General features: G+C 68.7%; 27 protein-coding genes and 1 pseudogene. 8 read left to right on the top strand and 20 right to left on the bottom strand.

The annotated features are described in order from the left end of the window. Position 1 precedes the first annotated feature (1 nt). Entirely contained in the window at positions 2-1,225 is a 1,224-nt protein-coding gene (locus FDA38_RS25045; protein ID WP_137256491.1) for an MFS transporter, read from the bottom strand. 54 nt (positions 1,226-1,279) lie between these two features. Here FDA38_RS25045 and FDA38_RS25040 point away from each other — a divergent pair, with 54 nt between their 5' ends. Genes FDA38_RS25040 through FDA38_RS25025 form a run of 4 tightly spaced genes read left to right on the top strand, consistent with a single transcriptional unit; the run spans position 1,280 to position 3,984 of the window. Further along, positions 1,280-1,846: a winged helix-turn-helix domain-containing protein gene (locus FDA38_RS25040; RefSeq protein ID WP_202877805.1), complete on the top strand. Its 567-nt coding sequence runs from the start codon at positions 1,280-1,282 to the stop codon at positions 1,844-1,846. Between the two features lie 56 nt (positions 1,847-1,902). Continuing rightward, entirely contained in the window at positions 1,903-2,349 is a 447-nt protein-coding gene (locus FDA38_RS25035; RefSeq protein WP_137256489.1) for an NfeD family protein, read from the top strand. Further along, positions 2,337-3,278, top strand: coding sequence for an SPFH domain-containing protein (locus tag FDA38_RS25030; protein ID WP_233714913.1), 942 nt, complete (start codon positions 2,337-2,339; stop codon positions 3,276-3,278). The genes FDA38_RS25035 and FDA38_RS25030 overlap by 13 nt, the downstream gene beginning before the upstream one ends. A gap of 46 nt (positions 3,279-3,324) precedes the next feature. Further along, the gene (locus FDA38_RS25025; RefSeq protein ID WP_137256488.1) at positions 3,325-3,984 is read left to right on the top strand and encodes a DedA family protein; all 660 of its coding nucleotides are present in this window, start codon (positions 3,325-3,327) and stop codon (positions 3,982-3,984) included. On the opposite strand, the gene FDA38_RS25020 is transcribed toward FDA38_RS25025, so the two are convergent. After that, positions 3,970-5,268 (bottom strand): hypothetical protein, encoded by a 1,299-nt coding sequence (locus tag FDA38_RS25020; RefSeq protein WP_233714912.1) that lies wholly within the window; start codon positions 5,266-5,268, stop codon positions 3,970-3,972. The genes FDA38_RS25025 and FDA38_RS25020 overlap by 15 nt on opposite strands. A 138-nt stretch (positions 5,269-5,406) precedes the next feature. On the opposite strand from FDA38_RS25020, the gene FDA38_RS25015 reads away from it, so the two are divergent. Next, on the top strand, positions 5,407-5,967 hold the full coding sequence (locus tag FDA38_RS25015; RefSeq protein ID WP_137256486.1) for a carboxymuconolactone decarboxylase family protein: 561 nt from the start codon (positions 5,407-5,409) through the stop codon (positions 5,965-5,967). On the opposite strand, the gene FDA38_RS25010 is transcribed toward FDA38_RS25015, so the two are convergent. The 7 genes from FDA38_RS25010 to FDA38_RS24980 form a co-directional block, all read right to left on the bottom strand. Beyond that, a complete protein-coding gene (locus tag FDA38_RS25010) occupies positions 5,955-7,394 on the bottom strand; it encodes a multicopper oxidase family protein (protein WP_233714911.1) in 1,440 nt (479 codons plus the stop codon). The two genes, FDA38_RS25015 and FDA38_RS25010, sit on opposite strands and share 13 nt — an antisense overlap. A gap of 29 nt (positions 7,395-7,423) precedes the next feature. Continuing rightward, positions 7,424-7,861, bottom strand: coding sequence for a hypothetical protein (locus tag FDA38_RS25005; RefSeq protein ID WP_137256485.1), 438 nt, complete (start codon positions 7,859-7,861; stop codon positions 7,424-7,426). A gap of 68 nt (positions 7,862-7,929) precedes the next feature. After that, positions 7,930-8,694, bottom strand: coding sequence for a type III pantothenate kinase (locus tag FDA38_RS25000; protein ID WP_137256484.1), 765 nt, complete (start codon positions 8,692-8,694; stop codon positions 7,930-7,932). A gap of 1 nt (position 8,695) precedes the next feature. Beyond that, positions 8,696-9,550, bottom strand: a complete 855-nt coding sequence (gene nadC / locus FDA38_RS24995) for a carboxylating nicotinate-nucleotide diphosphorylase (protein WP_137256483.1) — start codon at positions 9,548-9,550, stop codon at positions 8,696-8,698. After that, the gene (locus FDA38_RS24990) at positions 9,543-11,210 is read right to left on the bottom strand and encodes an L-aspartate oxidase (protein WP_137256482.1); all 1,668 of its coding nucleotides are present in this window, start codon (positions 11,208-11,210) and stop codon (positions 9,543-9,545) included. Before FDA38_RS24990 ends, nadC begins: the two co-directional genes overlap by 8 nt. A gap of 22 nt (positions 11,211-11,232) precedes the next feature. Beyond that, a complete protein-coding gene (gene panC, locus FDA38_RS24985; protein WP_137256481.1) occupies positions 11,233-12,060 on the bottom strand; it encodes a pantoate--beta-alanine ligase in 828 nt (275 codons plus the stop codon). Continuing rightward, positions 12,057-12,932: a Rossmann-like and DUF2520 domain-containing protein gene (locus FDA38_RS24980; protein WP_137256480.1), complete on the bottom strand. Its 876-nt coding sequence runs from the start codon at positions 12,930-12,932 to the stop codon at positions 12,057-12,059. Before FDA38_RS24980 ends, panC begins: the two co-directional genes overlap by 4 nt. An 82-nt stretch (positions 12,933-13,014) precedes the next feature. On the opposite strand from FDA38_RS24980, the gene FDA38_RS24975 reads away from it, so the two are divergent. Next, positions 13,015-13,569, top strand: coding sequence for a 2'-5' RNA ligase family protein (locus FDA38_RS24975; protein WP_137256479.1), 555 nt, complete (start codon positions 13,015-13,017; stop codon positions 13,567-13,569). After that, positions 13,566-14,201: pseudogene (locus tag FDA38_RS24970) on the top strand (SAM-dependent methyltransferase); the annotation flags it as partial. The gene FDA38_RS24975 and the pseudogene FDA38_RS24970, both read left to right, overlap by 4 nt. A gap of 104 nt (positions 14,202-14,305) precedes the next feature. Here the strand turns inward: FDA38_RS24970 and FDA38_RS24965 are convergent. Both FDA38_RS24965 and FDA38_RS24960 read right to left on the bottom strand, forming a co-directional pair. After that, positions 14,306-15,712 (bottom strand): PH domain-containing protein, encoded by a 1,407-nt coding sequence (locus tag FDA38_RS24965; protein ID WP_233714910.1) that lies wholly within the window; start codon positions 15,710-15,712, stop codon positions 14,306-14,308. Beyond that, on the bottom strand, positions 15,709-16,197 hold the full coding sequence (locus tag FDA38_RS24960) for a PH domain-containing protein (RefSeq protein WP_137256477.1): 489 nt from the start codon (positions 16,195-16,197) through the stop codon (positions 15,709-15,711). The genes FDA38_RS24965 and FDA38_RS24960 overlap by 4 nt, the downstream gene beginning before the upstream one ends. Positions 16,198-16,223: 26 nt before the next feature. Here FDA38_RS24960 and FDA38_RS24955 point away from each other — a divergent pair, with 26 nt between their 5' ends. Then, complete coding sequence (locus FDA38_RS24955) at positions 16,224-17,417, top strand: NADH-quinone oxidoreductase subunit D (RefSeq protein WP_137256476.1); 1,194 nt, start codon at positions 16,224-16,226, stop codon at positions 17,415-17,417. 4 nt (positions 17,418-17,421) lie between these two features. Here the strand turns inward: FDA38_RS24955 and FDA38_RS24950 are convergent, their stop codons facing one another. The 9 genes from FDA38_RS24950 to folP form a co-directional block, all read right to left on the bottom strand. Next, positions 17,422-18,138: an NADPH-dependent F420 reductase gene (locus tag FDA38_RS24950; protein ID WP_137256475.1), complete on the bottom strand. Its 717-nt coding sequence runs from the start codon at positions 18,136-18,138 to the stop codon at positions 17,422-17,424. Between the two features lie 9 nt (positions 18,139-18,147). Continuing rightward, the gene (locus FDA38_RS24945) at positions 18,148-18,918 is read right to left on the bottom strand and encodes an inositol monophosphatase family protein (protein WP_137256474.1); all 771 of its coding nucleotides are present in this window, start codon (positions 18,916-18,918) and stop codon (positions 18,148-18,150) included. 9 nt (positions 18,919-18,927) lie between these two features. Further along, positions 18,928-19,323 (bottom strand): hypothetical protein, encoded by a 396-nt coding sequence (locus tag FDA38_RS24940; RefSeq protein ID WP_137256473.1) that lies wholly within the window; start codon positions 19,321-19,323, stop codon positions 18,928-18,930. Positions 19,324-19,344: 21 nt separating this feature from the next. Next, entirely contained in the window at positions 19,345-19,701 is a 357-nt protein-coding gene (locus tag FDA38_RS24935; protein WP_233714909.1) for a hypothetical protein, read from the bottom strand. 95 nt (positions 19,702-19,796) lie between these two features. Next, positions 19,797-20,315, bottom strand: coding sequence for a DUF3180 domain-containing protein (locus FDA38_RS24930; protein WP_233714908.1), 519 nt, complete (start codon positions 20,313-20,315; stop codon positions 19,797-19,799). 2 nt (positions 20,316-20,317) lie between these two features. Beyond that, a complete protein-coding gene (gene folK, locus FDA38_RS24925; RefSeq protein ID WP_137256470.1) occupies positions 20,318-20,875 on the bottom strand; it encodes a 2-amino-4-hydroxy-6-hydroxymethyldihydropteridine diphosphokinase in 558 nt (185 codons plus the stop codon). After that, a complete protein-coding gene (folB, locus tag FDA38_RS24920) occupies positions 20,872-21,264 on the bottom strand; it encodes a dihydroneopterin aldolase (RefSeq protein WP_137256469.1) in 393 nt (130 codons plus the stop codon). The genes folK and folB overlap by 4 nt, the downstream gene beginning before the upstream one ends. Beyond that, positions 21,261-21,737, bottom strand: a complete 477-nt coding sequence (locus tag FDA38_RS24915) for a nuclear transport factor 2 family protein (protein WP_233714907.1) — start codon at positions 21,735-21,737, stop codon at positions 21,261-21,263. Before FDA38_RS24915 ends, folB begins: the two co-directional genes overlap by 4 nt. After that, positions 21,734-22,531, bottom strand: coding sequence for a dihydropteroate synthase (gene folP, locus FDA38_RS24910; protein ID WP_137256768.1), 798 nt, complete (start codon positions 22,529-22,531; stop codon positions 21,734-21,736). Before folP ends, FDA38_RS24915 begins: the two co-directional genes overlap by 4 nt. Positions 22,532-22,554: the final 23 nt, after the last annotated feature.

Here is a 22,554-nt window from a genome sequence, read left to right as displayed (position 1 = left end):
GCTAGTGACTGACCACCTCCAGCTCCGAATCCTTTGTTCCGTGCTTGATCCTCAGGACCAGCGCTCCGACGACCACGGACGCCACCGCACACGCCACCCCGCCGGTCACGAACGTCCCGCGCGGACCGAGCAGCGCACCGGCCAGACCGCCCAGCAGCATCGCGAGGATGCTGAACGAGCGGACCGTCCCGTTCAGGGCCGCGAGCACCCGGCCGCGGACCGACTCGGACGACCGCATCACCACCAGCGCGCTGGTGGCCGCGTTCAGCAGGCCGCTGCCGATGCCGATCGTGGTGGCCCCGATCATCAGCGTCACGAAGTTCCCGGCCAGGCCCATCAGCACACTCGATCCGCCGATCGCCGCCATCCCGGCGACCACCGCCAGGGACCGGGCCCGGTCATCACGCAGCCGGCCGCTGTACCAGGCGCCGAGGATCGCACCGGCGCCGGTGGCCGCGCCCGCCGCGCCGTACAGGCCGGGGCCGAGGCCGAGTTCGCCGGTGATCAGGAAGACCTCCACGACATTCACAGCCTCGCCGGCGAGGACGAACACCCAGAGCGCCGGCACCAGGATCCGCAGTATGTCGTCGCCGAAGATGGCCCGCAACCCCGCAGACACTCCCCCACGCTCGTGCGGAGCGGTCGGCTCCGGCCGACGGCGAGTCCGAACCAGTTGGGCGACAAGGACCAGGACGAGGAAGGTTCCGGCGTCGACGAGAAGAGCGCCCCGGGTCCCGGCCGCTCCGACCAGCACACCACCGGCCGCCGAACCCGCCAGCGTCGCAACACCGATCAGGGCTTGGCTCGTACCAGTGGTCCGGCCGACGAGCTCCTCGCCGACGATCCGCGGGATCAGCGCTCCCCACGCAGGACCGGCAACGGCCTGTCCTACTTGAAGAACGCAGACCAGAAGCAGGGTGTTGACCAGGTCGTGCACGAAGGCGAGACCGACGCCCGCGGCGACCTGCAGCAGGCCCGACCAGACCAGGACCGTACGCGAATCGAACCCGTCCACGATCCGCCCGGCGAACGGGATCATCGCGACGGTCGGTACGGCGAACGCGAGCAGGAGGGCGGTGATCGCGGCCGGGCCGTGGCCGTCGGACACGCGCAGCATCAACGCGATCAGGGCGATCGAGTCACCTGCATAGGAGAGCGCACGGGCGGGCAGCACCAGGCGGATGTCGCGGTGCGACCAGATCGAAGTCTGAAGGGTTTGCTTCATAGATATGAAGTTAATGCTTCACATCTGCCGTCGTCAACAGGTAGGGTGACGATCGTGGCGAAGCAGAAACGGGTGGAGATCTCGGACCCGCGGGCGATCCGGGCACTCGCTCACCCGGCGCGGCAGCTGATCATCGACGAGCTCTACAGCGGCCGGGTGCTGACCGCGACGGAGTGTGCCGAGCTGGCCGGGCTGACCCCGTCGGCGACCAGCTATCACCTGCGCGCCTTGGAACGCTGGGGTCTGATCGAGCGGGCCGAGAGCTCCGAGGACGGCCGCGAGCGCCCGTGGCGGGCGCTGGGCACTGGACTGAAGATCGCCTCGCAGTCCGAGGGTGCGGGCCGGTTGGCGACCCAGGCGATGATGCGGGGTTACGTCGACCGGCTGATCGAGCAGTTCGAGGAGCTGCCGGCCGACGACCCGTGGGAGGAGCTCAGCTCGCTCAGTCGCAGCAGGCTGTGGCTGACCCACGACGAGGCGACCGAGCTCGCCAACGAGGTCACGGCGCTGATCGACAAGTACCGCAAGGGCAGGAGTGCGACCGAGCGTCCGGCCGGCACCCGGACGGTGAGCACGTTGGTGGCCATCGTGCCCACCGGGAAGCCGCCCGAACAGAGCTGAACCGTTAGCTACACAACCACGTATCCAGGAGTACCTTCGAAGTAGAGGTACTTGTGATGCAGTCCTGGGTCCTATGGGTGATCGTCGCCGCCGTCCTCGGCACGGCTGAGTTGATGGCTGCGACTTTCGACCTGCTCCTGCTCGCCCTCGCTGCGCTGGCCGCGGGCGCGATCGCCGGGATCGGACTCGGCATCGGCTTCCAGGTGCTCGCCTTCGCAGTCACCGCCGCCACGCTGGCCGTTCTGGTCCGGCCGGTGGCGCGTCGGCACCTGACCGGACACCCCCATCTGCGCACCGGGGTGGCCGCCCTGATCGGACGAGAGGCCGTGGTGCTCGCTCCGTGCGATCGGGACGCGGGCCGCGTCCGGATCGGCGGCGAGGAGTGGAGCGCCCGTTCGTACGACCCCCACCTGCACATCCCCGCGGGCACCCGGGTCGACGTTTTCGCCATCGAGGGGGCCACCGCCCTCGTCCATCCTCAGGAGGAGCCATGGCCGAACTGATCATCGGAATCGTCGTCGCACTGCTCGCGGTCGTGCTGGTACTGCGGACCGTCCGCATCGTCCCGCAGGCCAGGGCGAGCAACGTCGAGCGCCTCGGCCGGTACCTGCGCACGCTGGAGCCCGGGCTGAACATCGTGATCCCGTTCATCGACCGGCCCCGGCAACTGATCGACCTGCGCGAGCAGGTGGTCTCGTTCCAGCCGAACTCCGTCATCACCGAGGACAACCTGGTCGTCCACATCGACACGGTGCTGTACTTCCAGGTCACCGATCCGCGCGCGGCGGCGTACGAGATCCAGAACTACATCCAGGCGATCGAGCAGCTGACCGTGACCACGCTGCGGAACGTGATCGGCGCGCTGGACCTGGAGAAGACGCTGACGTCGCGCGAGCACATCAACTCGATCCTCCGCGGGGTCCTCGACGAGGCGTCGGGCAAGTGGGGCATCCGGGTCAACCGGGTCGAGCTCAAGGCGATCGAGCCGCCGGCGTCGATCAAGGAGTCGATGGAGAAGCAGATGCGGGCCGAGCGGGAGAAGCGGGCCGCAATCCTGAACGCCGAGGGCCAGCGCCAGTCCCGGATCCTGACGGCCGAGGGTGACCGGCAGGCCGCGATCCTCCGCGCCGAGGGTCAGGCGAAGGCGATCGACACCGTGTTCGACGCGATCCACCGCAACGACCCGGACCCGAAGCTGCTCGCGTACCAGTACCTGCAGATGCTGCCCGAACTCGCCAAGGGACCCGGCAACACGTTCTGGGTCATCCCGTCCGAGGTCACCACGGCGTTGCAGAACGTCACCAAGGCCTTCAGCGGTGACACGACGCCCGCCACCCCGTCGATCCCGCCGATCCCCTCGATCCCGCCGATTCCGCCGATTCCGCCGATCCCGTCGGGGAACGGGCACAACCCTGAAATTCCCCGGACATAGTTGCCCCGTCACCAAATCGGTTGTCCCTCGATGTCACTATGGGTGCATGGGGGAACCTCTGTTGCTCGCGCAGGCGATCGCCATCCCGACCGGAGTGGCAGTCCTCGCGTACCTGGTGGTCGGACTCGTCATCGGCGTCGAGAGCATGGGGGTGCCGCTGCCGGGTGAGACCACCCTGGTAGCGGCCGCGCTGCTCGCCTCGCAGCACCATCTGCGGATCGAGTTCGTGATCCTGGCGGCGGCCGCCGGTGCGATCATCGGCGACTCGATCGGGTACTTCGTCGGCCGCAAGGCGGGACGCCGGCTGTTCGAACGGCTCGGCCGCCGGTTCCACCACTTCTCCGAGGACCGGATCGTCCGCGCCGAGAAGTACTTCCACAAGTACGGCGTCTGGACGGTGTTCTTCGGCCGGTTCGTCGCGCTGCTGCGGATCTTCGCGGGCCCGATGGCCGGCATGCTGCGGATGCACTACCCGCGCTTCCTGGCCGCCAACGCCGCCGGCGGTATCGCCTGGTCGGCGACGATCGGCATCGTCGCCTACAAGATCGGTGACAACGCCGACAAGATCTTCGGCCGGGTATCGCTGTGGGCGCTGGTCGGGATCGCGGTCGTCGTGGTCGCGTTCTACGTCGTCCACAAGGTCCGCAAGCGGCGCAAGCACACCGACGTACCGGCGCCGACGCCGGCCGAGTCAGCGGACGTGTAGCTGCAGGCCGGCCGTGGTGATGCCCTGCATCGGACGGCCGAACATCATCGCGCCCGGGATCACGAACCGATAGACGAAGTCGCCCGGTTGCCCGGCCTTGAACGCCAGCGCGGTCTGGCCCTGCCGCATCGCCATCGCCTTGAGGTTCGCCCAGGTGCGGGTCTGTCGGTTCCAGGCCTGCAGCATCACGGTCGTGTTCATGGCCGGCTTGACCGTCGCCGAGATCGTCACCATCGACCCGGCCTTCTTCGCCGTGTCCCCACCGGCGAACCCGGCCGACGCCACCCGGACGACACTCTTCGTGTACGCCGGTCTGCTCGTCGACGTCCCGGTGATCATGCCCGCCTTCGAGTACACCGGCACGGTGATCTTGTACGGCCGGCTCCCACCGGTCGGTACGGCGATGTCGTAGTACCCACCGCCCGTCGTCGTACCGCGTGCCGCCGGGGTCCACCGGGCGCCCGGAGTGACCTGGGTCAGCACCACCACCGGTACGCCGGCCGGTGTCGCCCGCTGGCTCGTGCACGGGCTCTCGAGCTCGCAGCCGGCGGTACGCAGGATGACGCGGCCGCGGACCCGGATCGGCACGCTGAACTGGGCCAGCGGCGGCACCGCGCCGCTGATCGAGCTGGTCAGACCGAGGACCTGTCCGCCGATCTGCGTGCTCCACTCGTTCCCCGTGCGGAGCTGGAAGACGTACGGCGGCTTGATGCTCTTGATCACCTGCCGGTTCGACGTCGTCGCCGGGCCGATCACCTTCAGCATCTGGCCGGGCCGACCGATCATCGGCACGTACCGCTGCGTCTTCTTGCCCTTGATGTCGAGCGGGTCGTTCGGGGTGAAGTCCTGGGGCGCGACCGGCACCGACCACCTAATCAGCACACCGCGGCCCTGCGGAGCCACCGCGGCCGCGCTCGGCCGCACCGGCCCGTCGGTGTCGAACACCGGCGACTTGGTGAGCTTGCTGGTCACGCCGCCCTGCGACGTGCCGGTCGCCACCGCGACCTTGTAGTTCCCGTCCGGCGGGAACGCCGAGGTCGGAATCTCCCAGCGGTTCGGGTCACCGGCCGGGATGTACTTCACGTACGACGGGCTCTCGCTGAGCACACCCTCGATCGTGATCCGGTTCGGCTGGCCGGCGTCCTTCCAGGTCACCAGTACCGCTGCCCGCCCGTTGGGCGCCCAGGCGACCGCCACATCGCTCGGCGCCGGATCCGAGGCGCAGGCGGTCAGCAAGGTCGCACCGACGACCACTGCCAGCGCCACGGCAAACACCCGCCGCACCCGTACCACCTCGTCTCAGGCTGCCTCACAACCGAACCTCGTGAACCATACCCAGTCAGGAGTACCGGATTCCCATCGCCGTTGCCGGATCGGTATCACGCTCCTACCGTGAGAGGAGCCACAGAGGGGGGAACCACGATGGCATTCATCGACACACCGAAGGAACCGGAGTTCTTCGAGGCGAACCGTGCGCCGGCCGGGCACGTGCCGAACTTCGTCCAGACGTTCGCGGCCCGGCCTGCCGTGTACGACGCGTGGAAGCAGCTGAACGGCGCGATCAAGGAGTCCATGGACCTGCGCCGCTACGAGCTGGCCACGCTGGCTGCCGCGACCGCGCTGAAGTCGAGCTACTGCAGCCTCGCGCACGGACAGGTACTGGCCGACAAGTTCTACACCGCCGAAGAGGTGGCGGCCCTCGTCGACGAGCCGCCGAACAACCCGGTCGACCAGGCCGTGATGGCCTTCGCCCGGAAGGTCGCACTGGGAGCCGACACCGTCACCCAGGCCGACGTCGACGGACTGAAAGCGGTCGGTCTGACCGACGCCGACGTGCTCGACGTCGCGCTGGCCGCCGCGGCGCGGGCGTTCTTCTCCAAGACCCTGGACGCCACCGGTACGCAGCCCGACTCGGCGTTCAACGACCTGCCCGAAACCCTCCGTACGGCGCTGACCGTCGGCCGCCCGATCTACTCGGGGTGATTGTCCGTCCCGCCGCCGAGGTGGAACTTCGTGCTGACGCCGTTGTACATCAGGTGCGTGATCAGGCCCTGTGAGGCGTGCGGCAGGTTGTGGCAGTGGTCCATCCAGATGCCCGGGTTGTTCGCGACGAAGGCCACCTCGTAGGACTCCTTGTCCTCGACGTTGAGGGAGTCCGTCCACCACGGGCTCCCGGTCGCCTTCACCCCGTTCCGGCTGAGTACGACGAGGTGGTGGCCGTGCAGGTGCATCGGATGGACCTGCCCCGAGGTGTTCTTGATCGTCATCCGGACGACATCGCCCTCGTCCACCACGAACATCGGCACGTCCGGGTACTGCTGCCCGTTGATCGTCCACCACCGCAGCCCGGGCTTGCCGTCGAAGAAGCCGATCCGCCGGCCGATGTCGTACCGGAACACCCGCGTCGCTTTCGCCGGGTCGAAGCCGATCGCCTTCGGTGACCCGTACGTCAGCAGATCGACCCGGTCCGTCGGCTCCGTCCCGGTCGGGGCATCGCCGTCCCCGATCACCAGCGTCGTCGGTCCACCGCCGAGCCCGATCCGCACCGGCTTGTCCGTACGGAGCTCCAGATCGACCCGCCCGCCGGCCGTCACGAGCACCTTCTTCCCACTCACCTCGGTCGGCGCGTTCACGTCGGTCCCGTCGACCGCGACCACCTTGTACGACGTCCCGTCGACCCAGATCGACATCGGTCCGTTGTCGGTGTTGATCACCCGCACGCGAGCCGTCGGACCCGGTGCCTTCACCCGGCGTTCGCCGTACTCGCCGTTGACCGTGCGGATCTTGTCGTAGGTGTGCACGGCGGCGATCACGTCACCGGGTGCGGGCTGGACGATCAGTACGCCGTACAAGCCCTTCTGGACCTGCTCGTGCGCGATCTGGTGCGAGTGGTACCAGTACGTGCCGACGTCCTTCGCCACGAAGCGGTACACGTACGACTGCCCCGGCTGGACCGCGTCCTGCGTGACGCCCGCGACACCGTCCTCGGCGTTCGGTACGTCGACGCCGTGCCAATGCAGGGTGACGCCGTCGGGCAGGTTGTCGTTGTGCAGCGTGACCTGGATCAGATCGCCTTGTTTTGCGACGATCCGGGGCCCCGGCGAGGTGTGGTTCAGCGTGTAACCGTCGAACGAACCGCGGCCGGGGATGTCGAAGTGCTCCTTGCGCGCGACCAGATCCACCGCGACATCGGGTTTCTGATCGGGCGGCCCGGTGAGCTCGCTGACGTCGACGCCGTGGTGCTCATGCTCCGACGCCGACCCGCCGCCGTAGTCGGCGTACCCCATCGACATCGGCGACAGGTCGTTCGGGACCAGGCTCCGCGCCCAGAAGAACACGATCGGCGTCAGTACGACGATCGTCGCGAGCAGCCCGACCAGCACCCGGCGAGGCGGCAGCCGCAGCTTCACGGCCACCGCCTGTCAGTTGCCAAAGGCATCTAAGCGGTCGCCTCGGTGGACGGAGCCGCTGCCGTGGCCGGTGCACCGGCGGCTCGCCGGGCGGCCATACCTGCCACCGCCAGCAGTGCCAGCGCGTTGGCCCCGTGCAGCGCGCCGATCACCGGCGCGGCGAAGGCCGCGAAGGCGAAGGCGATCTGCAGCGCGACCAGACCGAACACGTACAACGCCCATTTGACGCCGCCGTCGACCTTCGCGAAGAACGAGACGATCAGCAGCAGGATCGCGAGCAGTGGGATGATCATCGACCCGACGATCCCGTGCAGGCTGTGACCCCAGTTGCCGTCGTAGTTCTTGTCGATCACCAGACCGCCGTCGACATCCTTCAGCGCGGTGAACCAGGCGACCGCGATGGCCATCGCCTGAACCAGAACGCCGATCGATATCAGACCTGCGAGTACCCGATACGTAGCTCTCATGGTTTCCCCCCAATATGGCTGTCCTCATGGTGATGCAGATCACCTCAAGGGCACAAGAGGGTAAAACCTCAGCCGTGGTTGCGGGCGTACGCCTGGTACAGACCGTGCAGCGTCAGCAACGGTTCGTCGCGGACCGGCGTCGTCAGCTGGTCGATCAGGAGCGGAGCCAGCGCGCCGGTGAGCACGACGGGACTCTCCGCGTTCAGAGACTGCTCGGTCCGGATCCGTGCGACCAGGCCGTCGACGAGTGCGGCGAAGCCGTTGATCGCACCGGATTGCAGGGCTTCGACGGTGTTCTTCGCGACCACCGACCGCGGCCGGACCAGCTCGACCCGGCGCAACTGCGCGGCCGCGTACCCGAGCGCGTCGGTCGCGGTTTCGATGCCTGGGGCAATCACTCCGCCGATGAAGGCGCCGGCCGGGTTCACCACGTCGATCGTGATCGCCGTACCGACATCGACGATCAGGCAGGGCGCGCCGTACTTGTGCACCGCGGCGAGCGCGTTCGCGATCCGGTCGGTGCCGACCTCGCGCGGGTTGTCGACGAGCACCGGTAGCCCGGTCTTCACACCCGGCTCGACCACGACGCTCGGCACGTCCTGGTAGTACCGCGAGACGACGTCCCGCAACTCATGCAGCACATGCGGTACGGCGGAACACACCGCGATCCCGGACACCGGCGACTCGCCGGCGAGCAGGCCCTGCAGCAGCACGGCCCATTCGTCCGCCGTACGCCGGGGGTCCGTACCGACCCACCAATGCCGCTTGACCGTGCCTTCGAACACCAGGCCGACCAGCGTCCTGGTGTTCTCGACGGCGACGGCGAGCAACATGTCAGCCTTCTCGCAGGTCCAGCGCGATGTCCAGCACCGGCGCCGAGTGCGTCAGCGCGCCGACCGCGAGGAAGTCGACGCCGGTCTCGGCAACCGCGCGGGCCTTGTCCAGGGTCAGTCCGCCGGAGGCCTCGAGCCGCGCCCGGCCGCCGACCTTCTCGACCGCTTCGCGCAGCTGCGGGACGTCCATGTTGTCGAGCAGGATCAGCTCGGCGCCGGACTCGACCGCGATCAGCGCGTCGTCGACCGAGTCGACCTCGACCTCGATCGAGATGTCCGGGTACGCCTTGCGCACGAGCCGGTACGCCTCCGCGACCCCGCCGGCGGCGATCACGTGGTTGTCCTTGATCAGCGCGGCGTCGGACAGGCCCATCCGATGATTCTTGCCGCCACCGCAGCGGACGGCGTACTTCTCCAAGGACCGCAGCAGCGGCATGGTCTTGCGGGTGTCGCGGATGACCGCGCCGGTGCCCGCGACCGCGTCCACCCAGCGCCGGGTCAGCGTGGCGACACCGCTGAGGTGGCACAGCAGGTTCAGCGTGGTGCGTTCGGCGGTGAGCAGCTGCCGGGTCTTGCCGCGGACCGTCATCAGGACGCCGCCGGCCTGCACGGACGCGCCATCACGCACGGAGTGCTCGATCTCGAGCTCGTCCGGGGCGGCGACCAGTCGCAGTACGAGCTCCGCGATCTCCAGACCGGCGACCACGCCGTCGGTGCGCGCGACCAGCTCGGCAACCGAGATCTGGTCCGGGTCGACGGTGGCCGTGGTGGTCACGTCGACGCCCCCGGCCAGGTCCTCTTCGATGGTTGCCTGCACGAGGTCAACGACCCAATCCCGGTCGACTGTCTCATCCATGCCGGTGATTCTCCTCGGAAACGTGGGGAACGAACGTGGCCTGGGGCACAGCCCGCTCGGCCACGGCAGGCAGCGTCAGGTCCAGACTGCCGGACCAGTGCAGATCATCCCGATCCGGGTGGTCCTCGCGCCAGTGCGCGCCACGGCTTTCTTCCCGGGCGGTCGCGGCGGCCAGCAGCGCGGACGCCACCGTGACCAGGTTCGTCGCCTCCCATCCCGGCGTACCCGGCTCGTCGGCCGGCTGCTCGATCAGCTTGCCGATCACCGCACCTGCCTCGGACAGACCGGTCGCACTCCGGATCACGCCGGCGCCGACGGTCATCGCCCGCTGCAGCTCGGGTACGACGTCCGCGTCGACGAGGCCCGGCGTACGGACGTCGACGACCGGCTCACGCCGTTCGGGCAGACCGTTTGCGAGGTGCGCGGAGATCCGGCGGGCGAACACGAGCCCTTCGAGCAAGGAGTTGGAGGCGAGCCGGTTGGCGCCGTGTACGCCGGTGCAGGCCACCTCACCGCATGCGTACAGGCCGGGCACCGAGGTCTGACCGTTGAGGTCGGTCCACACGCCGCCGGACGAGTAATGGCAGGCCGGTGCGACCGGGATCAGCTCACGCACCGGGTCGATACCGTGCGACCGGCAGGACGCCAGGATCGTCGGGAACCGCACCCGCCACTTCTCGTCGCCGAAGTGCCGGGCGTCCAGGTAGACGTGATCCTTGCCGGTGGCAATCATCTGGCGCATGATCGCCTTCGCCACGATGTCCCGCGGTGCGAGGTCGGCCAGCTCGTGCTGGCCCTGCATGAACCGTTTGCCGGTGTCGTCGACCAGGAATGCGCCCTCGCCGCGGACCGCCTCGGACACCAACGGTTGCTGGCCTTTCGCGCTCTTACCGAGCCAGAGCACGGTCGGGTGGAACTGGATGAACTCCAGGTCCCGCACCTTCGCCCCGGCCCGCAACGCCAGCGCCATTCCGTCACCGGTCGACACGCTCGGGTTGGTCGTTGCCGCGTACAACTGTCCGAGACCGCCGGAGGCGAGGATCACGGCCCGGGCGCGGATCGCCCCGACGCCGTCCAGTTGGCCCTCACCCATCACGTGCAGCGTCACGCCGGCGACCCCGCCGTCCTCGGCGGTGAGCAGGTCGAGGACGAGCGCGTGCTCGATCAGCCGGATGTCCTTGGCCCGCTTGACCGCGGCGACCAGGGCCCGCTCGATCTCCGCGCCGGTCGCGTCGCCACCGGCGTGCGCGATCCGGTTGCGGTGGTGCCCGCCCTCGCGGCCCAGCGAGATCTCGCCGTCGGCCATGGTGTCGAAGCGTGCGCCGAGCTCGATCAGGTCACGAACCGCATCGGGGCCTTCGGTGACGAGCACACGGACGGCCTCGGGGTCACTGAGCCCGGCGCCTGCGACCAGCGTGTCCTGCAGATGTTCCTCGGGCGAGTCCTCCGGGTCGAGCGCGGCGGCAACGCCACCCTGCGCCCACTGCGTGGAGCCGGACGCGACAACGTCCTTGGTCACCACCAGCACGGTGCCCAGCTCACGGGCCTTCAGCGCAGCGGACAGCCCGGCAACCCCCGAGCCGATCACCACCACGTCGACAGAGTCGGTCCAGCCGGGCTCAGCCGCGGCCAGCCGTTGCGGCACGGCGGGAATCGTCATCCGGCGACCGTATCAACGGATTTCATCGCAGGGTGATGGAAATGTTGTCAATGAGACGGGTCAGACCCACACGCGCGGCGATCAGCATCCGGGCCTCGCCGGGGCCGATGACCGGGCCCAGATCCGGCGCACGGAGGGCCAGATAGTCGATCTTCACCGATGGAACTGCCTCCAGCTCGGCCTGGGCCGCGGCCATCACCGCGTCCGGGCCGTTCATCCCAGCCTTCGCGCCGGCGCTCAGCGCGCGGTACAGCACCAGCGCCTCGTCACGCTCGGTCTCGCTCAGGTAGCGGTTGCGTGAGGACATCGCGAGACCGTCCGGCTCACGTACGGTCGGCACCGGCACGATGTCGACGTCCATGTCCAGGTCGCAGACCATCTCGCGGATCAGCGTGAGCTGCTGGTAGTCCTTCTCGCCGTACAGCGCAAGATCGGGTGCGGTCAGGTGCAGCAGCTTCGACACCACGGTCAGTACGCCGGAGAAGTGCCCGGGCCGGAACACCCCTTCGAGCTCGTCCGCCAACGGGCCCGGATGCACGGTGATCGACGGCTCGTTCGGGTACAGCTCGTCGCGCGACGGGTTGAAGACCAGGTCGACACCCTCGTTCTTGGCGATCGCCAGGTCGCTGGCCAGCGTCCGCGGGTACCGGTCGAAGTCCTCCGACGGCCCGAACTGCAACGGGTTCACGAAGATCGTCAGCACCACGCTGCCGTCCGGTCCGACCCGCTCGCGGGCCTCGGCCAGCAACGCCGCATGGCCTTCGTGCAGGGCCCCCATCGTCATCACAACCGCCCGGGGCCGGATCGCGGCCGCTGCTCGCAGTTCGGCCTTGGTCTGGGTGAGTCTCATCCCGGTGTCTCCCCTGTCCGATCCTGCCCTGGGACTCCTGCCCGGTGCCCGTCCAGCACCTCGATGAACCGGCGGCCCGTCCCCGCGTCCAGCCGCCCGTCCGCCACCACCATCTCCACCGTCGCGCGGGCCAGCTCGGCGTACGTCGTCGCCGTCCGGTCCCGCAGTCCCTGTAGTGCTGCTAGATGTGCTGCCACCGTGTCGACATCGCCGCGGGCGATCGGCCCGGTGAGCGCATGATGACCGGATCGCAGCGTGTTGTCGAGGGTTGCGGCCAGCAACGGCTGCAGTGTCGCCACCGGATCCGCCACGCCGGCCTCCCGCAGTACGGCGATCGCCTGGGAGACCAACGTGGTCAGGTGGTTCGCACCGTGCACGAGACCGGCGTGGTACTTCGCCCGCTGCTCGTCGGCCACCCACTGGACCTGTGCGCCGAGCGACTTCACCAGCCGCTCCACAACCGAACGAGCTGCGTCTGGCGCGGTCGCGGTGAACATGACGTCGTCCAGCGGCACCAGGCCGCCCGGAAAGGTCATCGAGGGATGCAGCGCGACCGGTGTCGCAGCCAGTCCCTTGAACGGGCTCAACCCGTGCGCGCCGGACAGGTGCACGACGTACTGCGCACTCGTCAACGGCAGCGTCTGCGCCACGTCCCGGATCAGATCGTCAGGTACTGCGACCAGTACGACGTCAGCGAGTGCCGTGACCTCATCGGCGGGCAGCACCGGTACTGCGGGCAGAAGGCGGGCAGCGCGGTCCCGGGACGCGTCCGAACGCGCGGTGACTCCCACCAACCGATGTCCGGCTGCCGCCAAGGCTGCTCCCACGGCGGTCCCGGCCCGGCCGGCTCCGATCAAGCCGATCCGTTCCATCACTCACTCTCTTCTCGTTCCAGTCCCACGGCGGGGTACCAGACGATCTACTTGTCAGGGTAGGTGATGAGAGCATGTGCGGGTGAGTGATGCGTGGGCAGAGCGGAGTGGATTGACCGCGATTCTGATCACAGTTCCCGAGTTGGCGGCGTACACGGACCGCTGGCGTGCGGTGTCCCGGTCGAGTGCGCGGCCACAGGTGCCGTTGACCGAGCTGATCCCACCGCATGTGACCGTGCTGGTTCCGTGGGTCGCGGAGCCCACTGACGCCGACGTCGCTCGGCTACGGTCTGCTGTCTCGTCCGTGCAGCCGTTTGGTCTCAGCTTCCCGACAGCCGGTCAGTTTCCGAACGGCACGGCCTGGCTGAAGCCGGAGCCGTTCGACACCGTGCGTTCCCTGCTCCAGAGCGTGTTCGCAGCCTTCCCGGAGTGCCCGCCGTACGGCGGTGAGTTCCCGGACGCGCAGCCGCACCTGACCATCTCGTCGTCCACGGAGGGCGGTCCGGCCGTGGTCGCCGAGGCGCAGGCCGCTCTGGCCGCGACGCCGGCCCCGACAGTGCAGCTGACCGAGCTGGGCTTGTGGCGCGAGGACGCGGACGGGGCGTGGCACCAGTTCGGCGCCGTACCGCTCGGATGACCTTCCGAGACGCCTGGCAGCAGGCGCTGTACGGCGCCGACGGCTTCTACCGCCGCCAGCGCCCGTCCGAGCACTTCCGTACGTCGGTGCACGCGTCCCCGCTCTTCGGACAGGCCATCGCCCGACTGGCGCACCTTCTCGAGCTGTCTACGGTCGCCGACATCGGCGCCGGCCGTGGGGAACTCGGCAAGGTGCTGCGAGCTGAAGGTCTATCGGTTGTGGATATCGAGCTGGACGACGAACTCCCCGACCGTCTGACCGGGCTGGTGATCGCGAACGAGTGGCTCGACAACATCCCGTGTGAGGTCGTCGAGTGGGACGACGACGGTGTTCCGCACTACCTGTCGGCAGACCTCACATCCGGACATGTTGTCGAGGGCAACGATCTCGACTGGCTCCGGCAGTGGTGGCCCGGCGAGCCCGGTGACCGCGCCGAGGTCGGCATCACCCGCGACACCGCCTGGCAGGACGTGGTTCGGCGGTTGACCGACGGCAGCGTCGCGATCGCCATCGACTACGGCCACGTGCGCGACAGCAGGCCGCCGTACGGAGCCCTGACCGGCTTCCGCAACGGCCGCGAGTGTGACCCGACACCGGACGGCACCTGCGACATCACCGCCCACGTAGCCCTGGACTCCCTCGGCGGCACGATCCTCAGCCAGCGTGACGCGCTGAAAGCCCTGGGCGTCAGCGCAACCAGACCACCCCTCGACCTCGCGCAGACAGAGCCGATGCGCTACCTGTCCGAGCTGTCCTCGGCCGGTGAAGCCGCCGAGCTGCTCGAATCCACCGGCCTTGGCGGGTTCGGCTGGGTCTGGACCGCGAGAGGCGCCGACACCGTACGTCGTGCCTCGCGCGCCCTGTCCGCCTGAGCCTGCACGAGCGCCGCAGCCTCAGCCTGGTCGCGGTGCAACGCGATGGCATCGGTCGGGCCGAGCGGGGTGTCCACATGCACATTGGCCAGCCCCAGCCGCCGCTGCAGCGGTCCCTGCTCCATCCGTACCGACTGCGTCTTGTGGTGCAGCACGATCGACGTACGGCGACTCACCCAGCCCCGCGTGGTGACCATCACCTGATCGTCGACGCCGTACGACAGATAGCGCCAGCCGATCGGCCGGAGCCGCTTGGCCCGCACTGGTGCCATGTGCATCTGGATGCCGGCCAGGTCGAACCCAGGCAGCACCTGGGAGAGCACATAGGCGACCTCGCTGCGCTCACCGACCGGTAGCAGCTGGGCGCCCTCGCGCTCGTTGTCCCCGTCCTCCTTCTGACCGGCCACACCGGCGATGTCCAGCTCGACCCGGGACCAGCCGATCAACCGCCAGATCAGTGGCTCGGTGATCAGCAGACCCTGCACCCGCCCCGGCGGGATCGTCTGCCGCTGTACGTCGAACAGCCCGCGCTTGGTCCGCAGACCGTGGCGGGTCTCGGACAGCGTGAACCCGTGGTTGCCGACGACCTGCTTCCAGATCGGCTGCACGACACCGAGCAGCAGCGGCAGACCGGCGAACAGACCGATGTGGAAGTTCAGCACCATGGTCGCGACGATCAACCAGATCAGTGCGCCGGCACTACCGACGACTGTGGACGACAGCAGGGTCGCACCGAGCAGGCGGCTGGTCGGAACCGTCAGCAGCGGCGGAGCCTCGGCCTCGGCCTGCTGCTCGCTCTCCTGCTGCTCGGCGGCCTGCTGACCTTTTGCGCGGACCAGCAGCGTCGTACGGAGGTTCTGCGCCTCGTCGTACCTGAAGTAGCTCAGCTTGCCGTCGCTCTTACCGCCACCGGCCACGTCCATCCGCAGCTCGGCCATACCGAACAGACGGGCCACGAACGGCTGCGCGACGTCGATCGCCTGGATCCGGTCGAACCGGATGATCCTGGTACGCCGGAACAGGAACCCGCTGTCCACGCGGATCGCATCGCCCGTCAGCTGCCACTTGGTGAACCACCAGGACAATGTGCCGAGCAGGATGCCGCCGACGAGGACGGCGGCCAGTCCGATGCCGGCGAATGTCAGGTTCTGCCGCAGGCCCTCGTTGTTGACCAAGGCGACGGCGGCGACGACGAAGTACCCCCAGCCTTTGACGAACGGGGTCAAGGGGTGCAGCCGCTGCCCCACCAGCTCGGGAGTCTGTGTGGTCACAGGCCCCACGCCTGCGCCTGGCCGAGGGCCGACAGCCGGTCACGCAGCCGGCCGGCCTCATCCGGGTGCAGTCCCGGGATCTTGGCGTCGGTGGCCGGCGTGGCCGTGTGCAGCTCGACCGTGGCCATCCCGTACGCGCGCTCCAGCGGCCCGGCCGTCACGTCGACGAACTGCATCCGGCCGTACGGTACGACGACCAGCTCGCGGAACATGATCCCGTGGCTGACCAGCAGCTCGTCCTCGCGCTCGGCGTACTTCCAGGACCGCTGGTTGCGGCCGATCAGGATCCACGCCCAGCCGAGTACCAGCGCGATCACGACCACCGCGAGTACGCCGTACAGCCAGCCGAGCGTCAGTCCGAGCACGAGCAGGGCCACGATCGCGGCCAGCCCAGCCACGATCGACGCGTTCAGCCGGCGCAGCGTGGCCAGCTTGGGCGACACCGGCGTCCAGCTGACATCCGAGGGTGCGAAGAGGTCATCCACGTACCCAGCCTGTCACGATAGGGGGCATGAGTACCGAAAGAGTCGTTGGAGTCGGGGCTGGGGCCGCCGGATTCGACCCTGCTTACGAGCGTGGTGGAGCCGGATCGGACCTGCCGACCACCGACATGGTGCTCAACATCGGTCCGCAGCACCCGGCGACCCACGGCGTACTGCGGCTGCGACTGACGCTGGACGGCGAGCGGATCGTCAGCTGCGAGCCGATCATCGGCTACATGCACCGCGGCGCGGAGAAGCTGTTCGAGGTCCGCGACTACCGGCAGATCATCGTGCTGGCGAACCGGCACGACTGGCTGTCGGCGTTCGCGAACGAGCTCGGCGTGGTGATCGCGGTCGAGCGGATGATGGGCCTCGAGGTACCGGACCGGGCGGTCTGGCTGCGGACCCTGCTGGCCGAGCTGAACCGGGTGCTGAACCACCTGATGTTCCTCGGCTCGTACCCGCTGGAGCTCGGCGCGATCACGCCGGTGTTCTACGCGTTCCGCGAGCGCGAGACGATCCAGGCGGTGATGGAGGAGCTGTCCGGCGGCCGGATGCACTACATGTTCAACCGGGTCGGCGGGCTGAAGGAGGACCTCCCGTACGGCTGGCTCGGTCGCGCGGCCGCAGCGTCCGCCGCGGTCCGCAAGCGGCTGCCCGATATCGAGGACATCATCCTCGGCAACGAGATCTTCCGCGCCCGCACGATCGGCGTCGGCAAGCTCGCTCCCGAACTCATCGCGCAGTACGGCGTCTCCGGCCCGATCGCCCGCGCTTCCGGCGTGGACGCGGACCTCCGCCGCGACGAGCCCTACCTCGCGTACGGCGACCTGCAGGACGTACTCCGCGTGGTGACACGGCCCGACGGCGACTGCTACGCCCGCTTCTCGGTCCTCCTCGAGCAGGTGAAGGTCTCGCTCGACCTGGTCGACGCCTGCCTCGACAAGCTCTCCACGATGCCGGCCGGACCGGTGAACGTCCGGCTGCCGAAGATCCTCAAGGTCCCCGAGGGCCAGACGTACGCGTGGACCGAGAGCCCGCTCGGCATCAACGGCTACTACCTGGTCTCGCGCGGCGACAAGACGCCCTGGCGGCTCAAACTCCGCTCGGCCAGCTTCAACAACATCTCCGCGCTGCCGGCCTTGCTGCCCGGCACGATGATCCCGGACATGATCGCGATCCTCGGCAGCATGTTCTTCGTCGTCGGCGACATCGACAAGTAGCAGGTCAGAACTCGCGCCCGGCCACCGGCGGGCGGTGTGCGCCGGCGATCAGCTGCACGAGCGCTGCCACCGGCAGCGGCTTTCCCGGATCGGCATGCCCGGCGGCCCGCTGCTTCGCCGTACTCGCCTTCGACAGGTACGGCGTCACGTACGCCGCCGTCTCCGGCTCGAACCGCCAGCTCTCGCTCAGCGGGCCGACATCGACCACGTCGTACCCGAGGGTCTGGATCAGCGCTGTGGCTGCCGCCTTCGCGTCCGCGTCGTCGCCGGCGATCGGCAGCGCGCTGCGATCGGTGGCGTCGGCGGGCCGGGCGAGCGTGACGATGTTGCGGGCGCTGATGTTGTTGAACGCCTTCACGGTGTGGGCCTCGGGCAAGTGTTCCTGGAGCAGCTGGGCGGTTGTTACCACCTCGCGGTCGAGCCGATCGATCCGGCCGTCGCGATGCGGGTAGTAGTTCATCGTGTCCAGCACGACCTTGCCCGCGAACGGTTCGACCGGCAGGTCGGCGTACCGGCCAAGGGGGATGGTCACGAGGACCCAGTCGCCGGCTCGTACGGCCTCCTCGACAGTGCCGGCCTGGACGCCGAGGTCGCGGACCTTGTCGGCCAGGCTCTCCGGGCCGCGGGAGTTCGCCATCACCACGTCGATGCCCGCGTCGACCGCGAGCCATGCGACCACGGACCCGATGTTGCCGCTGCCGATGATTCCGAGTGTCGACATCGATAACCCTTAGCTGAGCAGTTCCTGGAGCGGTTCGCGGATGCCGTCGGCGACGGCGAAGACGCCGCGGGACTCCGGCGCGTGGTCGGTGCCGTCGAGGTCCAGGACCGTGACGCCGGCCTCGCGGCAGATCGCCACGCCGGCCATCGTGTCCCAGGGCTTGTTGGAGAACATGATCAGGGCGTCGAAGTACCCGTTCGCGGTCCAGGTGAGCGCGGTCGCGGCTGTACCGATCATCCGCAGGCGTTGGGCGCGCGGGTAGAGGCGCTGGGTCAGGGCGAGGCGGTCGGCGTTCACCGCTTCGGCGTTCGGGCCGACGGCATAGTCGCCTACGGCAACCAATGCGTCGCTCAGGTCGGTGCACTCGCTGCCCCGGATCGTCTTCCCGTTGCAGGTGGCGCCCAGGCCTTCGGCGGCGGCGTACGTCGTACCGAGGGCGGGGTGGTCGATCACACCCGCGACGGCCCGTCCTTCGTGGATGAGACCGAGCGAGATCGCCCACAGCGGTACGCCGTGGATGAAGTTGACCGTACCGTCGACCGGGTCGAGCACCCAGCGGGTCCCGTCGGTCGCACCGCCCTCCTCCTCGCCGAGCACCCCGATCTCCGGCGTCTCCCGCTCGAGGAACGCCCGCACCTCCCGCTCAACGGCGAAGTCCACCTCGGAGGCCATGTCCCGATCCCCCTTGGACGTCAACTCCCCCACCGCCCGCGTCTGCGTCACCACCCGCCCACGCCCAACAGCAGCCTCAGCAACCTTCAGCAACTTGGCAAAGTCCACACCAAGAACCTACGCGATACCCGTCTCCCGCCGACGACGGCGCCAGGCCGCGGCTGCCGCCACCCCACCGATTGCCAGGGCGCCTACGGCTGCTGCCTGGCCGATCTTGATTGGGCAGCCGCTGGCGCAGTCGGGGATTGCGTAGGGCTGGCCGGGGTTCAGTTCGTGGGTTTCGTCGGCTGATACGTACGCCTCGGTGGCCGGGAAGGGGAAGCCCTCGGGGTTCAGGAGGCGGTACCAGTAGAGGTCGTCCCACGCCTTGCGGCGGCAGGTGACGTTTACCGAGGGTGACTCGTACGGCGTCGGACCGAGTTGACCGATCGGCAGATGGTCCTCGTTGTAGACCGTGACATGGCCGTTCGGATCGTTCATCGTCACAGCCGGGTAGTTCGCATCCAGCCCCATTACCGCAGTATGGGCCTCGGCTCAGGAGGCGGCCAGACCTCGGAGCTTCAGGTCCACGACCGTCGGCGCGTCGGCCTGCGAGTGCTTGTCGCCGGCGGCAACGACCGTGGCGACCTCTTCGTCGATCTTGTCGAGGCGCTGGTCGATCTTGTCCAGCCGGCGCTGCATCAGGTCGACGAACTCCGCGTTCTCGACCACCCGGGCGCTGGTGATCCGCGAGTACTCCTGCGCGACCTGCGCACGCTCGTCGGAGTGGGCCAGCCGCTCGACCAGCAACTGATGGCGGAACAGGACGGCGCCGGCGATCGCGACCAGAGCCGCACCGACCGCGGCGGCCCGGAGAATCCAGGCATTCTGCGAGAACAGCGCGACACTCACGCCCAGGCAGACAACGATCAGAGATGCGTTGGCAACGGTGAGAACGGTGGTCCTGGTTCGACGGCGGCTACCCCTTGACCCCATGGACCGACATGTTAGGGGGTCTCGTCGGGGTCCTCGGGAATGCGACACGCGCGTTCGAGCAACAATCCGGCCGTGACGACCAGCACAGAGATCACCGCCGCCGCAGCGGCCATGATCACACGGTTACGAGGGCCCGAAGAGCCCATCGCCTGCAGGAAGCTTAACGCGAACCCTGCGTAAACACCGGCACATAACGCGCCGACGAAGGCACTCGCCTTCCCGATCATCAACAGGAACACCGCGCGGGACGGCTCGACCCGCTCTCGGCGTACCTGGATCCGCTGGTGGGTGTTGCGGGCCGCCGCGAACAGCAACGCGGCCAGGAACGCCCAGGCGACCAGCGTCAGCCACGACACCGCCGGAGCGACTCCACCACCGGCCTCGATCGCCTTCACCATCGTGACGCCGATCGCGACCCCGAGTACGGCGATCGCGACCAGCAGCCGGCGTGACGTCGGCCGCACCGAGCCCGGACGTGGCGGCTGCTGCTTGTCCCGGGGTGCCTGCCCCGGCTCGGTACCGCCGGACACCACTACTGCAGCTCGATGTCGAGCTTGGTCACGCCGTCGGTCCCGACCTTGGCCAGCAGCTCAGAGACCGGGCCGTGGCCCGGGAGGACGGCGTCCCGCTCGATGTCGAGCCAGGGCGCAAGCACGAACGCACGCTCGTGCGCCCGCGGGTGCGGGATCGTCAGCTCCTCGGTCTCGATCGTCTTCTGCCCGTAGGTGATCAGGTCGACGTCGAGGGTCCGCGGCGCGCCCGGCACGCTGCGCTCCCGGCCGAACGCCTGCTCGATCGCCTGCGCCCGCTCGAGCAGTAGGTCGACGTTCAGCGTGGTGTCGGCGAGCAGGACGATGTTCAGGTACGGGCCGGACTCGTCCGGACCGCCGATCGGCTGGGTCTCGTACACCGGTGAGACCTCGACCACCACGACGTCCGGGGTGTCCCGCAGCGCATCGACCGCGCCCTGCAGGTTCGCCTCACGGTCGCCGAGGTTGCTGCCGAGCGACAGGATCAGCTGGCGGATCGGCTTCAGACCACCGCTCAGGGTGTCCGCGTCGATGACGTGGGGACTAGGGGTCTCAGTCACGAGGATTCTCCGGCTCTGCGCTGCACGGTCAGGACAACGTCGTCGAACGGCACCGAGATCGGCGCCGAGGGTTTGTGGATGGTGACCGCCGTCGCTGTCACCCGCTTGTCGGCGAGGCAGAGATCGGCGATGCGCTGGGCGAGGGTCTCGATCAGGTCTACCGGGTCGGTCTCGATCGCGGCGTGCACCTGCTCGGCCACCACCCCGTAGTTCACGGTGTCGGCCAGGTCGTCGGAGGCCGCCGCGGCCCGGGTGTCCAGCTCCAGCCGGACATCCACGACGAACTCCTGTCCGTCGGCCCGCTCGTGCTCGAACACCCCGTGGCGCCCGAAACCGCGGATGCCCCGGATCTCGATCACATCAGGAGGAATCACAACGGGACCGCTCATTCCGCCTCCTCCTGTCGGCCCCCAGACGACGACAGTACCGGGGAGGCATGGTGGATCCACAACCGCCAGCCGCTAGAAGTTCGACGGAAAACGTTCGTGGCGAGCGCCTTGCCACCGGCGAAGCCGTCCTCGGGGGCACCCTCACCCGAGGACAGGACATTCTCCGTACACGTGACGTATGCCACGTCTTCATCTACCCGGACCTGCACATCGGTCAGGAAGAACTGGATGTACGGCGTGTTCGCGAAGATCATCGCCCAGGCCCGCATCATCTCGGCGTACCCGGAGATCGCCGCGTTGCCGGGGTGGATGCAGACCGGATCCGGCTCCGGCAGCCAGACGGCCGCCATCAGGTCCAGGTCGCCGGCCTCGAACGCGTTGTAGAACGCGGTGTTCGCATTCAGTACGACGTCCTCGACGGTGGCACCGCGTGCACCATCGCCACCGGTGCCCTGCCGCGGTCCGTCCGTCATACCGTTCCCCATCTCTTCGCCACCCGGACCGCGTCCGCGTTCGGCGCCACCGCGTGCGCCCGGACACACCAGGCACCAGCTGCGGCGGCCAGGGCGGTCACGGCCACGCTCGCATCGTCTCGTCGTACGGCCGGTCTGGGTTCGCCGGTCTGCTCGTCGGCGAGCAGCCTACCGAGGAACGTCTTCCGGGACGCACCGATGAGCAACGGTCTTTCCAGTACGGCGAATTCCCGCAACCGGCGAAGGATCTCCCAGTTGTGGTTCGCGTTCTTCGCGAAACCGAGCCCGGGGTCGAGCGCGACCCGGTTCAGATCGATGCCGGCCTGCCGCAGTACGTCGAGCCGCTCGCCCAGTTCGACGATGACCTCGGCGACCACATCGTCGTACTCGGCCCGGTTCTGCATGTCGATCGAGTGCCCGCGCCAGTGCATGCACAGGTACGGCGTCTTGCGCTCGGCGACGAGCGCCAGCATGTCCGGATCGGCCTGCCCGCCGGAGACGTCGTTGATCATCGTGGCGCCGGCGTCGAGCATCAGCTCCGCGACCCCGGCCCGCATCGTGTCGACGGAGATGATCGCGCCTTCGGCCGCGAGCGTCTCGATCACCGGGAGGACGCGACGGATCTCTTCCTCCGGCGACGGCCGGACAGCACCCGGCCGGGTCGACTCGCCGCCGACGTCCAGCAGGTCGGCGCCCTCGGCCAGCAACTCGCGCCCGTGCTTGATCGCCGCGGCCGGCTCGAACCACTCGCCCCCGTCCGAGAACGAGTCCGGCGTCACGTTCACAACGCCCATGACCAGACACCGGTCGACGACCG

Origin of the sequence: Kribbella jiaozuonensis, assembly GCF_005233875.1 — a bacterium.
Classification (GTDB): domain Bacteria; phylum Actinomycetota; class Actinomycetes; order Propionibacteriales; family Kribbellaceae; genus Kribbella; species Kribbella jiaozuonensis.
Note: the sequence above shows the minus strand (reverse complement) of the source record. Positions and strands in the feature narration are given on the sequence as shown.